This is a genomic window from Micromonospora desertarenae, assembly GCF_056150265.1.
Genome location: NZ_JAXCFQ010000005.1, coordinates 453027 through 467887, shown reverse-complemented (window position 1 = coordinate 467887; position 14861 = coordinate 453027). Strand labels below are relative to the sequence as shown.

The window sequence follows — 14861 nt, the reverse complement described above, 5'->3', positions numbered from 1 at the left end:
ACGGCACCATTCTGGTGGCGACGCCGCCCGCTGTGGGGGCGGGCGTGGCGGGGCCGGGTGGAGCCGGCCGGTGACCGGCCGGTGGCCCACCGCGGCGGCGGGCGGGCGGACCCTAGGGGGCCCCGGCGGCAGAATCAGGGGAGCGCCAGGGGTCCACCAGGCCCGCGGCGGGCCCGGAATGCCTACGCTGGGCGGCGTGACACTCATCGCGACCGAGTCGCTGACCAAGACGTACGGGGGTGGGGTCACCGCGCTGGCCGACCTGACCGTCGCGGTCGAGCCCGGGATCATCGGCCTGGTCGGCGCGAACGGCGCCGGCAAGTCGACGCTGATCAAGATCCTGCTCGGCCTGCTCGCCCCGACCAGCGGCCGGGTGCGGGTGCTTGGCCTCGACCCCACCACCGAATCCGCGGGAGTCCGCGCCCGGGTCGGCTACATGCCCGAGCACGACGCCCTGCCGCCCGACCTCACCGCCGCCGAGCTGGTCACCCACCTCGGCCGGATCAGCGGGCTGCCGCGTACGGTCGCCCGCGAGCGGGCCTCCGAGGCGCTGCGGCACGTCGGGCTCTACGAGGAGCGCTACCGCCCGGTGGGCGGCTACTCCACCGGCATGAAGCAGCGGGTGAAGCTCGCCCAGGCGCTGGTGCACGACCCCGACCTGCTGCTGCTCGACGAGCCGACCAACGGCCTGGACCCGGCCGGCCGGGACGCCATGCTGGCCCTGGTGCACCGGATCGGCACCGAGTTCGGCATCTCCGTCCTGGTCTGCTCGCACCTGCTCGGCGAGGTGGAGCGGATCTGCGACACCCTGGTCGCCATCGACGGCGGGCGGCTGCTGCGGGCCGACCACATCTCCGCCATGACCTCGGCCACCGACGTGCTCGCCGTCGAGGTCAGCGAGGGCACCGAGGAACTGGCCGCGCGGCTCGCCGCGCTGCGCCTGCCGGTGCGCCGGGACGGGCGGCTGCTGCTCGTCGAACTCGCCGACGACGACACCTACGACCTCATCCTCGGCGCGGTCGCCGAGCTGGACCTGCCGCTGCACCGGCTGGACCAGCGCCGGCACCGGGTGGCCGAGCTCTTCGCCACGAGGGAGCCCAGCCATGCCTGAGCCCACCGGCGTCATCCACGACATCGGATACCAGCGCTACACCGGCCCCCGGTTGGGGCGCCGACAGGTCTTCGGCGCGCTCTACCTGCACGGCCTGCGCACCGCCTTCGGCCTGGGCCGCAGCGCCAAGGCCAAGATCTTCCCCTGGCTGGTGGTCGGCATCGTCACCGTGGTGGCCGCCGGCGCCACAGCGGTACGCAGCCAGATCGGCGAGGTGGTGATGACCTACGCCCAGTTCGCCGACAACATGAGCTGGCTGGTCATCTTCTTCGTCGCGGTGGTCGCCCCGGAGCTGGTCTCCCGGGACCTGCGCAGCGGGGTGCTGCCGCTCTACTTCTCCCGGCCGCTGCCCCGGTCGGACTACCCGCTGGCCAAGCTGCTGGCGATGGCGACCGCGCTCTGGCTGCTGCTGGGCGCGCCGCAGCTGGTGATGTTCCTGGGCGCCGCGTTCACCACCGGCGACGGCATGCGCGGGGTCTGGAACGAGCTGCTCGACCTGCTGCCGGGGCTGCTCTACGCCGGGCTGTGGGCGGTGGTCTTCGCCTCGATCGGCCTGCTGGTCGCCTCGCTCACCGGCAAGCGGGCCTTCGCCGCCGGCGGCATCGTCGCGGTCTTCCTGATGACCACGCCGATCGTCGCCACCCTGTCGGTCATGCCGTCCCGGGCGGTGAACGAACTGGCCTTCCTCGCCTCGCCGTCGACGCTGGTGCAGGGCGTGGGGGTCTGGTCCCTCGGCGACCTGCTGATCACCGAGAACGGCGCCGGCCAGACCGAATCGCTGATCGGCGACTTCGGTCCGGTCTACGCGGTCGCCGCCGTGCTGCTGGTGGCCGCCTGCGTCACCCTGCTGCTGGCCCGGTACCGGAAGGTGGCCGCCCGATGAGCGCGACGAGTGCCGACACCCGGCCCACGACGGCCGGCGAGCCGTCCGCCCCGACCGTGAGCACCCTGGAGCTGGCCGGCGTCTCCCGCTGGTACGGCAACGTGGTGGCGGTCAACGACGTCAGCATGAGCCTCGGCCCGGGCGTCACCGGGCTGCTCGGCCCGAACGGTGCGGGCAAGACCACGCTGCTGCACATGATGGCCGGCTTCCTGGCCCCGTCGCGCGGCGCGGTCACCCTGGACGGCCGGCCCACCTGGCGCAACCCCGAGGTCTACCGGCGACTCGGCCTGGTCAGCGAGCGGGAGGCGGTGCACACCTTCCTCACCGCCCACGAGTTCGTGCTGGCCAGCACGAAGCTGCACCGGCTGCCGGACCCGGCGGAGGCGGCCCGGCGGGCGATCGCGCTGGTCGAGCTGGAAAGCGCGCAGGACCGCCGGATCGGCACGTACTCCAAGGGCATGCGACAGCGCGCCCGGGTGGCGGCGGCGCTCGTGCACGACCCGCAGGTGCTGCTGCTCGACGAGCCGTTCAACGGGATGGACCCGCGCCAGCGGCTGCACATGATGGAGCTGCTGCACCGCCTCGGCGACGCCGGCCGGACGATCCTGTTCAGCTCGCACATCCTGGAGGAGGTCGAGCAGGTCTCCGGCACTGTCCAGGTGATGGTCGCCGGCCGGCTGGCCGCCTCCGGCGACTTCCGTACCATCCGGCGGCTGATGACCAACCGGCCGCACGTGTTCGCGGTGCGCTCCACCGACGACCGGGCGCTGGCGGTCGCGCTGATGGCCGAGGCGTCGGTGACCGGGGTCGAGCTGGACCGCACCGGCCTGACCGTCCGGGCCGGCGACTACGGCGCGTTCACCCGGGCGCTGCCGCGGATCGCGCTGGCGCACGGCATCCGGGTCCGGCAACTGGTGCCCGAGGACGAGTCCCTGGAGAGCGTCTTCTCCTACCTGGTGGAGGCCTGACATGTCGACCGTTTCCTGGATCACCGCGCGGGGACTGTTCGGCCGTCGCCGGTTCCTCCTGCTGCTGCCGCTCCCGGCGGTGCTGGTGGTGCTCGCCGTGCTCTCCCGCGCGCTCGGGGTGGACCCGGGCGAGTGGGGCCCGGCGGTGCTGGTCGGTCTCGGCCTGGCAGTGGTGCTACCGGTGGTGGCCCTGATCGTCGGCACCGGCGTGCTGGGCGCCGAGATCGACGACGGCACCGTGGTGCACATCCTGACCAAGCCGCTGCCGCGCTGGCAGATCGTGCTGCCGAAGCTCGCGGTGGCCACCGGCGTCAGCGCGGTCACCGTCGCGGTGCCGCTCTACGTCGCGGGCGTGCTGGCCGATTCGGTACGCCTCGGCCTGGCGCTGGCCGCCGCCGCGTCGGCCGGGGCGCTGGCCTACTCGGCCCTGTTCGTGGCGCTCAGCCTGGTCACCCGTCGGCCGGTGCTGCTCGGCCTGGTCTACGTGCTGATCTGGGAGGGGCTGCTGGGCAACTTCGTCAGCGGCACCAAGGTGCTCTCCATCCAGCAGTACGTGATCGCCCTCGCCGACCGGCTGGCCCCCACCGGGCTGCTGGAGGCCGACGTCTCGGTGCCGGTGGCGGCGGTGATGACCGCGCTGATCAGCGTCGGCTTCACCGTGCTGGCGATCGACCGGCTGCGCTCGTTCAGCGTGGCGGGCGAGACGAGCTGAGCGCCGCCGGCCGGGTGCCCGTCACCCGGCCGGGCGGCATCGTTCCACGAGCGTGCTGCCGCGGAGTCACCACGACGACTCCGCGGTGTCACGCTCGACGCGGTACGGGCCGGCCACCAGGGGTTTCCGGTACACCGGTGGGCGGATGGTAGGGCTGGCCGGATGGACCGGGCCGGCCCGGTCGGCGAGGCTGGACGCGTGAGTGCAGGAGCGGGACACGTCCTGCCGCGCCAGCCGTACCCGGCCGCGCGGCACTGGCTGGTGAGCCTCGCGGTGGCCGGGCTGGCCGCCGCGGTGACCACGACGGCGGCGCAGGGCAGCGGCCACTTCCACTGGTGGGCCGGGTTCGTGCTGATCCCGGGCGCGCTGATCGCGGCCACCGGCGGGCCACTGCTGGCCCGTGGCGGTGGGCGGGCGTTCGCCGGCTACGTGGTCGCCTGCCTCGGCACGCTGGTCTTCGCGGTCGGCGCGCTGCTGATGTTCGGCGTGATGGGTCGGGGCTGGCCGGTCATGATCATCCTGCCCTGCCTGGCGGTCGCCGGCACCTACCTGTGGCGGCCGGCGCACCCGCTGGCCCGGGGGCTGCACCGGGCCGCCGCCCTGCTGGCCCTCGCCGGCGCCCTGCTCGGCGGCACCTTCCAGCTGATCCGGGCCGGCCTGGTCGACTTCGGCGACACCGGCTGGTGGGGCGCCTACCTCATGCTGGCCGGGGTGATCGTGCTCGGCAACGCCGTCGAGCTGACCCGGCACCGGATGCCGTACCGGCTCCAGGCCATCACCCTGCTGGTCGGCCCGGCCGTGATCTCGTTCCTGCTCGGTCTGCGCTTCCTCCGCGGCTGGTGACCCCACCGCGCCCAGCCCGCCGCGGGGCGGGGCGCGGCGGGGTCCCGGTCAGAACGCGCAGGCGATGACGAGTTCGGGCGTACGGTCGGGGAGCAGGTCGAGCTTGCCGATCCGGCCGGCGGCCCGCAGGTCGTCGGAGACCAGGCTGAGCTTCTCCAGCAGCGCGGCCGGGCCGAGCGCCTCGGCCAGCGGCACCTCCGCCTTCATCGACAGCTTCCGCTCCGACTTGGCCCGCCGCACCTGGCTGAGCGCGTCACCGGCGAGCCGCAGCAGCTCCGGCTCGCCCTCGCCCTGGATCGCGCGGCCCACCTCGTGGGTGGTCGGCCACGGCGCCCGGTGCACCGAGCCGTACCGCCACCAGGACCAGACCTCCTCGGTCACGAACGGCAACACCGGCGCGAAGAGTCGCAACTGCACCGACAGCGCGTTGGCCAGCCCGGCCCGCGCCGACTCGGCCCCCGGTCCGGAGCCGTAGGCGCGTTCCTTGACCAGTTCGATGTAGTCGTCGCAGAACCGCCAGAAGAACGCCTCGGTGGCCTGCAACGCCGCCGTGTGGTCGTACGCCTCGAGCGCGGACGTCGCGGTGGCGACCAGGCCGGAGAGTTCGGCGAGCAGCGCGCGGTCCAGCGGCTCGGTCGCCGGGGCGCGCAACGCGTCGGCGGCGCCCAGCCCGAGGGCGAACCGGGACGCGTTGAGCAGCTTGGTGGCGAGCCGCCGGCCCACCTTGATCTGCGCCGGGTCGAAGGCGAGGTCCATGCCCGGCTTGCCGTTCGCCGCCCAGTACCGGACCGCGTCGGAGCCGTGCTGCTCCAGCAGCGCCATCGGGGTGACCACGTTCCCCTTGGACTTCGACATCTTCTTCCGGTCCGGGTCGAGGATCCAGCCGGAGAGCACCGCGTCCCGCCAGGGCAGCGCTCCGTGCTCCAGGTGGGACCGGACCACGGTGGAGAAGAGCCAGGTCCGGATGATCTCCTGCCCCTGCGGGCGCAGGTCCATCGGGAAGACCCGGGCGAACAGGTCCGGGTCGGTCTCCCAGCCGCCGACGATCTGCGGGGTCAGCGACGAGGTGGCCCAGGTGTCCAGCACGTCCGGGTCGCCGACGAAGCCGCCCGGCTGCCCGCGCTGGGACTCCTCCAACCCGGGCGGGGCGTCGCTGGACGGATCGACCGGCAACGCGGACTCCTCCGGCGTGAGAGGCTGGGTCCAGTCCGGCTCGCCAGCGTCGTCGAGCCGGTACCACACCGGCACCGGCACGCCGAAGAAGCGCTGCCGGCTGACCAGCCAGTCGCCGGTCAGGCCGCTCACCCAGTGCTCGTAGCGGTGCCGCATGTGCTCCGGCACCCAGCGCAGGCCGCGGCCCCGGGCGAGCAGCGCATCGCGCAGCGCGGTGTCCCGCCCGCCGTTGCGCAGGTACCACTGCCGGGTCGAGACGATCTCCAGCGGCCGGTCCCCGCGTTCGTAGAACTTCACCGGATGGGTGATCGGTCGCGGCTCGCCGACCAGGTCACCCGCGTCGGCCAGCAGCTCGACGATGGTCCGCCGGGCGCCGTTGACGGTCTGCCCGGCCAGCGCCGCGTACGGCTGCGCCGGCACGCCGGCCGGCGGTTCGGGCAGCAGCCGGCCGTCCCGGCCGATCACCACCCGGGTGTCCAGCTGGAGCTCGCGCCACCAGGTCACGTCCGCGAGGTCGCCGAAGGTGCAGACCATCGCGATGCCGGTGCCCTTGGCCGGGTCGGCCAGCGGATGCGCGCGCACCGGCACCTCGAGCGCGAAGAGCGGGCTGCGCACGGTGGCGCCGACCAGGTCGGCGTAGCGCTCGTCGCCGGGGTGGCAGACCAGCGCCACGCAGGCCGGCAGCAGCTCCGGGCGGGTGGTGTCGATCAGCACCTCGCGCCCGCCCGGCCCGGCGAACCGCAGCCGGTGGTACGCGCCGGGGCGCTCCCGGTCCTCCAGCTCCGCCTGGGCGACAGCGGTGGCGAACCCGACGTCCCAGAGCGTCGGCGCCTCCGCCTGGTACGCCTCGCCCCGGGCCAGGTTGCGCAGGAACGCCCGCTGCGAGGTGGCCCGGGCCGCCCGGCCGATGGTGGTGTACGTCAGCGACCAGTCCACCGACAGGCCGAGCCGGCGCCAGAGCGCCTCGAAGACCTGCTCGTCGGCGACCGTCAGCCGCTCGCACAGCTCGATGAAGTTCTGCCGGGAGATCGGCGTCGGGTCCCGGCGGGCGGCGTCGCTGACCGGGGTGGCCGGCGGCCGCCAGCCCGGGTCGTACGGCAGGGCGGGATCGCAGCGCACCCCGTAGACGTTCTGCACCCGCCGCTCGGTGGGCAGGCCGTTGTCGTCCCAGCCCATCGGGTAGAAGACCGCCCGGCCGCGCATCCGCTGGAACCGGGCCACCAGGTCGGTGTGCGTGTAGGAGAAGACGTGCCCCATGTGCAGCTCGCCCGATACGGTCGGCGGCGGGGTGTCGATCGCGTACACGTCGGAGCGCTGCTTCGAGCGGTCGAACGCGTACGTGCCCTCCTCCTGCCAGCGGCGCGCCCAGGTCGCCTCGAGCCCGTCCAGGGTGGGACGCTCGGGGACGCCGGCGCGGGCCGTCCTCGCCGTGTCGGTCATCCGTCGATCGTAGGCAGCGGGCGGTGGCCGGACCACGCGTTAAGCCGCGCGTGCCGCGCCGGAATTCCGGTCGCTCGGCCCGCCGGCCGGCGCCGCACATCGCCCGGGCCGGCACCCTCCTGGCCGGGTCGCCCGTGGACCCGGCCGGGAGGGTCGGTCGGCAGGGCCGGTCAGGGTGCGATCGGGCCGAGCAGCGGGCCGCGGGTGGGCAGTTGGAAGCCGAGCCCGGTGCGCGCGTTCACCCGGTCGAGGATGGTGGCGACCGGGGCGTAGTAGTTGCGCTCGTTCGGGTTGGTGCAGGCGCCCTGCCCCGGGTCGCCGGTGGAGAGGATGCCCAGTGCCTTGCCGGTCGACTCGACGAAGAGCGGGCCGCCGCTGTCGCCCGGCCGGGCGCAGATCCGTACGTCGATGCCGCCGCTGCCCCTGCCGAAGACCTCCCCGCACCGGGTGCCCGGCACGTAGCCCGCGCCGGCGCCCGAGTCGACGTAGGTCTCGCCCGCCTTCGGGGTGTACGCCGACCCGGTGGCGCAGACGATCCAGCCGACCTGGACCGCGCTCGCCGCGACGTACCCGGTGATCGGCACGTCCCGGCTGCCCTCCTCGTCGGTGCAGTTCGGGTTGTCCGGCACGCACCAGTAGTTGACCAGGTTGACCGGGTCGGTGGTGGCGCGGCGCGGGTACGCCCACCGGTCCACCGCCCCCGGCTGGTACGGGATCACCGCGTAGTCGTTCGGGTAGGCGTTCTCGGCCAGCACCGGGCTGGTCGACTCGACCCCGACCGGCACCTTCGGCCCGAGGAACTGGTGCCAGGTGCGGTCCTGCTCCTGGTGCCGGCCACCGACCACGCAGTGCCCGGCGGTCAGCACGTAGTACGCCCCGGACCGGGCGCGGAGGTTGAAGCCGGAGGTACAGCCGCCCACCGTGTCGTCGTCGCGCGGCACGTCGAGCCGGATGCCGCCGCGCATCGGCGCCCGGGCGCAGTAGCGCGGGTCGCACGCCTTCTGCACGGTGCCGGCCGGCAGGCGGGTACGCGCCTGCGCCGGTACCCCGGCCGCGCCGAGCGCGTCGGCCAGCCGCCGGTCGTCGGTGGCCACCACGTCGCCGGTGAGCACCGCGACCTCGTTCGCCTGCACGTCGACCACCACGTCGCTGCCGGCGGTGGCGTCCAGGGCCGCGGCGAGCCGGGTCGCCCCGGCGGCGAGCCGGCGCAGCGAGTGGCGCACCGGCACCACCTTGACGTGTGCCGCGTCCGGCAGGCCGGCCACCGCCGCGCGCAGCGGCGCGGGGTCGGTGGCCGCGATGGTGAGCACGCCGCCGCCGGCCTGGTCCAGCCACATGCCGGCGTACTGGTCGGGGAAGCGGGTGGCCAGCTCCTCGGCGAGCGGCGCGGAGAGCTCCTGGAGGGCGAGCCGGCGGGCCGCCTCGTCGGCGCTGACCCGGTAGCGGTCCCGCAGGTAGGAGGTGGACGCCGGACCGTCCTTGGCGACCGCGTCGGCCGGGCGGGCGGCCGCGGTGGCCGAGCCCGGGGCCGGGGATCGGGGGGCCGCGCCGAGGCCGGCCGTCCCGGCCGGATCGCCCGGATCCGCGCCGGTCGCGCCGGGCGTCGTCGCGGCGACCGGTGTGCCGGCCGGCTCCCGCTCCGCCCCGGATCCGGACGCCAGCACCACCGCTGTCGTCCCCAGCACGCAGGCGGCCGTGGCCAGCCCCGCGATGATCATGCGTCGTCGTGTCCGCACGTCCACACCTTCCCCCGTGTGTCCGGCGCCGCGCCCGCGATCCTGCCGCAGGCGGCGGCGCAGTGGCGGGCCGATTCTAGTCAGAGCAGGGATTCCCGCCACTGCCGGTGCAGATCGGCGTACCGGCCGCCGGCGGCGGCGAGCCGCGCGGGCGGGCCGTCCTCGACGATCCGGCCGCCGTCGAGGACCAGCACCCGGTCGGCGATCTCCACAGTGGAGAGCCGGTGTGCGATCACCAGCGCGGTGCGGTCGCGCAGGATGGTGCCGAGCGCGCGCTGCACCAGCCGCTCGGTGGGCACGTCCAGCGACGAGGTCGCCTCGTCCAGGATCAGCACTGTCGGGTCCGCCAGGAACGCCCGGGCGAACGCGACCAGCTGCCGCTGCCCGGCGGAGAGCCGGCCGCCGCGGCGGTGCACCTCGGTGGCGTACCCGTCGGGGAGGGCGGCGATGAAGTCGTGCGCGCCGATCGCCCGGGCGGCGGCCTCGACGGCGGCGTCGTCGGCGCCCGGCCGGCCGAAGCGGATGTTCTCCGCGACCGTGCCGCCGAACAGGTGGGTCTCCTGGGTGACCAGCACCACCGCCCGGCGCAGCTCGGCGTCGGCCACGTCCCGCAGGTCGACCCCGTCCAGGCGGACCGTGCCGGCGAGCGGGTCGTGGAACCGGGCGAGCAGCTTGGCGATGGTCGACTTGCCCGCCCCGGTCGGCCCGATCAGCGCGACGGTCTGCCCGGCCGGGACGGTCAGGTCCAGCTCGGTGAGGATCGGCGTCTCCGGCCGGTAGCCGAAGGTGACCGCCCGGAAGGCCACCGCCCCGCGCGGCGGCCCGGCGGGCAGCGGTACCGGCCGGGCCGGCTCGGCCACCGCCGGCCGCTCGTCGAGCACCCCGGCGAGCTTCTCCAAGGCGGCAGTGGCCGACTGCAACGAGTTGTAGAACTGGCTCAGCTCCTGCATCGGTTCGAAGAACCGCCGCAGGTAGAGCAGGAAGGCGGCGAGCACGCCGACGCCGGTGGCGCCGTCCAGCACCCGCCAGCCGCCGTAGCAGAGCACCACCGCCACGGTGACGTTGCCGATCACCTTGATCCCCGGCGAGTACGTCGCGATCAGCCGGAACGCGTCCCGGCTGGCCCGCCGGTAGTCGTCGTTCACCGCGTCGAAGATGCGCTGGTTGCGCCGCTCCCGGCGGAACGCCTGGACCGCGCGGATGCCCCGGGTCGACTCGACGAAGTGGACGATCACCAGCGCCATCGCCTCCCGGGTGTGTCGGTACGCGCCGGCCGAGGCGCGGGCGAACCAGCGGGAGAGCCAGAACAGGAACGGGAAGGCCAGCAGCGTCACGGCGGCCAGCGGCGGGTCCAGCCAGAGCAGGATGGCGGCCACCGAGACGATCGACAGCACGGCGAGGACCAGGCTGTCGATGCCGCCGTCGACGAGTTCGGCGATCGAGTCGAGGTCGCTGGTGAGCCGGGAGACCATCCGCCCCGAGGTGTACCGCTCGTGGAACGCCACCGGCAGGCGCAGGAAGTGCCCGTACACCCGCTGGCGGAGGTCGAGCAGGACGGCCTGGCCGATCTGCGCGGAGCGGATGAGGAAGCCGCGCCGGGCCAGGAACTCGACGGCGGTGGCCGCGCCGAACGCGCCGGCGACGGCGACCAGCGGCCCGGCGTCGCCGGCCCGCAGCGGCGGGATGGCCCGGTCGATGCCGAGCATCACCAGGTACGGCCCGGCCATCGCTGCCGCGTTCTGGCTCAGCAGCAGCCCGATCGCCGCGCCGAGCCGGCGCCGGTGCGGGCGGAGCAGGTCGCGCAGCAGCGCCCGGCTGCGGGCCCGCAGCCGGGCGACCGCCTCGGGCGTGGCCTCCTCGGCCTGGCTGCGGTCGGCGTCCGGGTCGGTGGCGATCCCGCGCCACCGGGTCAGGTCCGGCCCGTCGTCGGCGTCCTCGCCGCGACCGGCCGCGGCGGTCACGACCGCACCAGGCCGCGACCGCCGGGCGCCGGTTCGGTGGTCGGCGCCGGCGGCTCGGCGGAGAGCACCGCGCGGTACGCCGGCACCGTGGCGAGCAGGTCGGTGTGCCGGCCGACCGCGGCGATCCGGCCACCGTCGAGCAGGGCCACCCGGTCGGCGAGCGCGATGGTCGACGGCCGGTGCACCACCAGCAGCGCGGTGGTCTCCCGCAGCACCCGCTTCAGCGCCGCCTCCACCAGCGCCTCGGTCTGCACGTCGAGGGCGGAGAGCGGGTCGTCGAGGACGAGCAGCGCCGGCCGGCCGAGCACCGCCCGGGCCAACGCGAGCCGCTGCCGCTGCCCGCCGGAGAGGGAGAGACCCTGCTCGCCGACCCGGGTGGCCAGCCCCCACGGCAGGTCGTACGCGAAGTCGGCCTGGGCCAGCGCGAGCGCGGCCCGGACCTCGTCCTCGCCGGCGTCCGGCCGGCCCAGGGTGAGGTTCTCCCAGACCGACATGGAGAACAGCGTCGGCTCCTCGAACGCCACCCCGACCAGCCGGCGCAGCGAGGCCAGCCGCACCTGCCGCAGGTCGTGCCCGTCCAGCGTGATCCGGCCACCGGTCACCTCGTGCAGCCGGGGCACCAGGGAGAGCAGCGTGCTCTTGCCGCACCCGGTCGCACCGACCAGCGCCAGCGTCTCGCCGGGCTCGACGGTCAGCTCCACGTCGCGCAGCACCGGCGCGCCGGCCCCGGGGTAGCGGAAGCAGACCCGCTCGAAGCGGAGCCGGCCCCGCACCTCGGCGCGGGGCAGCGTCACCGCCCCGGGAGCGTCCACGATGGCCGGCGGGGTGTCCAGCACCTCCTGCACCCGGTCGGCCGCGGTCGCCGCCTCCTGCCCGTTGGCGATGATCCAGCCGAGCGACTGCACCGGCCAGATCAGCATCAGCTGGAGGCTGACGAAGGCGACCAGCTCGCCGATGGTGAGCACCCCGGCGGCGGCCGCCGCGGCCCCGGCCACCAGCACGACGCCCAGGGTCAGGTTCGGCACCAGGTCGAGCCGGGCGGAGGTGCGGGCCAGCAGCCGCCCCTTGCCCACGCCGGTGTCGTGCAGCGCCCGCGCGCCGGTGGCGAACCGGGCCGCCAGTTCCGGCCCCCGGCCGTACGCCTTCATGGTGCGCAGGCCCTGCGCGGTCTCCTCGACCAGCGTGGCGACGTCGCCCTGCTGGTCCTGCATCCGCCGGGACGCGGTGTGGTACGCGCGGGCGAAGCGGCGGCTGACCAGCAGCAGCGGAACCGCGCTGGCCGCGACCAGCAGCCCGAGCGCGGCGTGCAGCCGGATCAGCAGCACCACCACGACCAGGTAGGTGACCAGGTTGAGCACCAGGAAGAACAGGCCGAAGGAGAGGAACCGGCGGATCACCGACAGGTCGCTGGTGATCCGGGAGAGCAGCTGGCCGGACTGCCACCGGTCGTGGAAGCTGGCCGGCAGGCGTTGCAGGTGGGCGTAGACGTCCGCCCGGATGGCCGCCTCCATGGCCACCGACGAGGACGACTGCACCCACCGCCGGACGAAGATCAGCAGCGCCTCGGCCAGGCCGAGCAGCAGGGCCAACCCGGCCAGCCGGAACAGGCCGGCCGGGTCCTGCCGGGCGACCGGCCCGTCCACCACCCGCTGCGCCACCAGCGGGATCGCGATGCTGGCCCCGGTGGCGCCCAGCGCGGCCAGCAGCAGCCAGCCGAACTCGACAGCGTACGGGCGCAGGTAGCGGCGCAGCCGCCAGAGGTTGTGCAGCGGATGTCGGCCAGCCGCGACCCCGGGAGCCGGGTTGCCGTCGCTCTCCGCAGGCACTACCCGACGGTATCGGCAAACATGAGATCGACAGGTGTCAGCTTGCCGTCAACCGCCGCTCATGACCGAGAAGCCACTTCTTCACGTCCAGCCCCCAGCGGTAGCCGCCGAGCGTGCCGTCGGTACGCAGCACCCGGTGGCAGGGGACGAAGAGGGCGGCCGCGTTGCGGGCGCAGGCCGCCGCGGCGGCGCGTACCGCCTGGGGGCGGCCGGCCAGCCCGGCGAACCCGGTGTAGGTCACCGGCTCGCCCGGCTTCACCTCGCGCAGCACGTCCCAGGCGTGCGCCAGGAAGACGCCGCCGCTGTGCTGCCGTACCGGCACCCCGTCGATCGCTGTCAGGTCGCCGTCCAGGTAGGCCGCCACGGCGGCGGTGACCGGGCCGAGGTCGGACCGGTCCCGCAGCGGCGCCCGCAGGCTCGGGTGCATCACCGGCAGCAACTGCCGCGGGTCGGCGGTGAAGCCGGCCGCCCGGACCGCGCCGTCGGCGTCGACGAGGATGCTCAGCGGCCCGGTCGGGGTGGTGAGGACCGCGCTGTCGATGGTCGTGCTCATGCTGCTCTCCAGAGTCTGATCACCGCGTACGAGCGCCAGGGGCGCCAGCGTTCGGCGTACGCGTCGAGGGTCTTCGGGTCGGTGGGCAGGCCGAGGGCGGCGGCGCCGCGGCGTACGGCCAGGTCGGTGGGGAGCAGGACGTCCGGGTCGCCGAGGGCGCGCATGGCCACGTAGCCGGCGGTCCACGGCCCGATCCCGGGCAGCGCCAGCAGTCCGCGCGCGGCGGCCTCCCGGTCCCCACCCGGCGCCAGGTCGAGCTCCCCGCTGGCGACCGCACGGGCCAGCGCCCGGATCGTCTCCCGCCGCCCGCCCGGCATCCCGAACGCCCCATCCGGCAGCCCCAGCACCTCCTCCGCCCCCGGAAACCCCCGCAACCCCCCACCCCCACCCCCGCTCCCGCTCCCGCCGGGCTGATCATGAGGTTGGCGGCGGTTTCGGAGATCCGGTTCGCCGTCAACCTCATGATCAACGGTGTCGGCGGGGGTGTGGGTGAGGAGGCGGGTGAGGGTGGTGCGGGCGGAGGTGACCGAGACCTGCTGGCCGACGATGGCGCGCACGGCCATCTCGAAGCCGTCGACCGAGCGGGGGAGGCGGATCCCCGGCTCGGCGGCGACCAGCGGGGCCAGCGCCGGGTCGGCGGCCAGCGTCTGGTCGACGGCGGCGGGATCGGCGTCGAGGTCGAGCAGGCGGCGGCAGCGGGCCACCGCCGGAGCGAGGTCGCGCATGTCGGTCAGCCGCAGCGTCGCCGACACGTGCCCGTCCGCCGGGGTCAGCGCCACCTCGCCGGTGCCGTGCGGCAGCCGCAGGCCGCGCCGGTAGGTGCCGTCGCGCACCTCCTCCATGCCCGGCAGCGCGCGCAGCGCGAGGAAGTCCAGCAACGCGCGGGCGTGCAACGGCGGGCGGTACGCCAGCCGCAGCGTGATCGTGCCCGCCCCGCCCGGCGCCGGCCGCCGGGCGGCGCGCAACTCCGACGGGGGCGCCCCGTACACCTCGCGGACCGTGTCGTTGAACTGCCGTACGCTGCCGAACCCGGCCGCGAACGCGATCTCGGCCAGGCCGAGGCCGGTGGTCTCGATCAGGGTGCGGGCGGTCTGCGCGCGCTGCGCCCGGGCCAGCGCGAGCGGCCCGGCGCCCATCTCCGTCCGCAGCATCCGGTGCAGGTGCCGCTCGGTGTAGCCGAGCCGGGCGGCCAGCCCCGGCACGCCCTCCCGGTCCACCACGCCGTCGGCGATCAGCCGCATCGCCCGGCCCACCACGTCGGCGCGGACGTCCCACTGCGGCGAGCCGGGTGCCGCGTCGGGCCGGCACCGGCGGCAGGCGCGCAGCCCGGCGCCCTGGGCCGCCGCGGCGGACGGAAAGAACCGGACGTTCTGCCGCTTCGGCGTCATCGCCGGGCAGGACGGCCGGCAGTAGATCCCGGTCGAGGTCACGCCGGTGTAGAACCACCCGTCGAACCGCTGGTCGCGGCTGTCGACGGCTCGGTAGCACCGTTCGAAGTCCAACTCCACGACACCGATGATGCTCCTGCTCGCGGCCGGCGGCTCGCGGGAATCGGACGTGACCGTGCGGCGGGCGCGCGGCGCTCCGCGGGCGGGACCGGGTCAGCGCCGCCCGGCCCGGCCCGGGGCAGCGCGCCGCCAGGCCGGCCTGGTCAG

11 protein-coding genes are annotated in these 14861 nt (G+C 75.1%); 5 read left to right on the top strand and 6 right to left on the bottom strand.

Annotated elements, in window-relative coordinates; all coding sequences use genetic code 11:
- Positions 1 to 196 precede the first annotated feature (196 nt).
- The 5 genes from SM577_RS13775 to SM577_RS13755 all read left to right on the top strand — a co-directional run bounded on the left by SM577_RS13775 (position 197) and on the right by SM577_RS13755 (position 4517).
- Positions 197 to 1111, top strand: coding sequence for an ABC transporter ATP-binding protein (locus tag SM577_RS13775; protein ID WP_302919413.1), 915 nt, complete (start codon positions 197 to 199; stop codon positions 1109 to 1111).
- On the top strand, positions 1104 to 1994 hold the full coding sequence (locus SM577_RS13770; protein ID WP_302919412.1) for an ABC transporter permease: 891 nt from the start codon (positions 1104 to 1106) through the stop codon (positions 1992 to 1994). The genes SM577_RS13775 and SM577_RS13770 overlap by 8 nt, the downstream gene beginning before the upstream one ends.
- Entirely contained in the window at positions 1991 to 2962 is a 972-nt protein-coding gene (locus SM577_RS13765) for an ABC transporter ATP-binding protein (protein ID WP_474587030.1), read from the top strand. The genes SM577_RS13770 and SM577_RS13765 overlap by 4 nt, the downstream gene beginning before the upstream one ends.
- 1 nt (position 2963) lies before the next feature.
- On the top strand, positions 2964 to 3674 hold the full coding sequence (locus SM577_RS13760) for an ABC transporter permease (RefSeq protein WP_302919410.1): 711 nt from the start codon (positions 2964 to 2966) through the stop codon (positions 3672 to 3674).
- Between the two features lie 198 nt (positions 3675 to 3872).
- Complete coding sequence (locus SM577_RS13755) at positions 3873 to 4517, top strand: hypothetical protein (protein ID WP_302919409.1); 645 nt, start codon at positions 3873 to 3875, stop codon at positions 4515 to 4517.
- A 48-nt stretch (positions 4518 to 4565) separates the two neighbouring features.
- Here the strand turns inward: SM577_RS13755 and valS are convergent, their stop codons facing one another.
- From valS to SM577_RS13725, 6 genes are all read right to left on the bottom strand, one after another.
- Positions 4566 to 7130, bottom strand: a complete 2565-nt coding sequence (valS, locus tag SM577_RS13750; protein ID WP_474587029.1) for a valine--tRNA ligase — start codon at positions 7128 to 7130, stop codon at positions 4566 to 4568.
- Positions 7131 to 7300: 170 nt separating this feature from the next.
- Positions 7301 to 8866, bottom strand: a complete 1566-nt coding sequence (locus SM577_RS13745; RefSeq protein ID WP_474587028.1) for a S1 family peptidase — start codon at positions 8864 to 8866, stop codon at positions 7301 to 7303.
- An 80-nt stretch (positions 8867 to 8946) separates the two neighbouring features.
- On the bottom strand, positions 8947 to 10827 hold the full coding sequence (locus tag SM577_RS13740; protein WP_474587027.1) for an ABC transporter ATP-binding protein: 1881 nt from the start codon (positions 10825 to 10827) through the stop codon (positions 8947 to 8949).
- On the bottom strand, positions 10824 to 12653 hold the full coding sequence (locus SM577_RS13735; RefSeq protein WP_474587026.1) for an ABC transporter ATP-binding protein: 1830 nt from the start codon (positions 12651 to 12653) through the stop codon (positions 10824 to 10826). Before SM577_RS13735 ends, SM577_RS13740 begins: the two co-directional genes overlap by 4 nt.
- 37 nt (positions 12654 to 12690) lie before the next feature.
- Positions 12691 to 13206 carry a methylated-DNA--[protein]-cysteine S-methyltransferase gene (locus SM577_RS13730; protein WP_302919404.1) on the bottom strand — a complete coding sequence of 172 codons (516 nt, stop codon included), beginning with the start codon at positions 13204 to 13206 and terminating at the stop codon, positions 12691 to 12693.
- Positions 13203 to 14714 carry a DNA-3-methyladenine glycosylase 2 family protein gene (locus SM577_RS13725; protein WP_474587025.1) on the bottom strand — a complete coding sequence of 504 codons (1512 nt, stop codon included), beginning with the start codon at positions 14712 to 14714 and terminating at the stop codon, positions 13203 to 13205. Before SM577_RS13725 ends, SM577_RS13730 begins: the two co-directional genes overlap by 4 nt.
- Positions 14715 to 14861: the final 147 nt, after the last annotated feature.

What these genes read in the sequence shown, in the direction of transcription:
- SM577_RS13765 (WP_474587030.1), top strand. Translation starts at nt 1,991, where the DNA reads ATGAGCGCGACGAGTGCCGACACCCGGCCCACGACGGCCGGCGAGCCG.
- SM577_RS13770 (WP_302919412.1), top strand. Translation starts at nt 1,104, where the DNA reads ATGCCTGAGCCCACCGGCGTCATCCACGACATCGGATACCAGCGCTAC.
- valS (WP_474587029.1), bottom strand. Translation starts at nt 7,130, where the DNA reads ATGACCGACACGGCGAGGACGGCCCGCGCCGGCGTCCCCGAGCGTCCC.
- SM577_RS13760 (WP_302919410.1), top strand. Translation starts at nt 2,964, where the DNA reads ATGTCGACCGTTTCCTGGATCACCGCGCGGGGACTGTTCGGCCGTCGC.
- SM577_RS13730 (WP_302919404.1), bottom strand. Translation starts at nt 13,206, where the DNA reads ATGAGCACGACCATCGACAGCGCGGTCCTCACCACCCCGACCGGGCCG.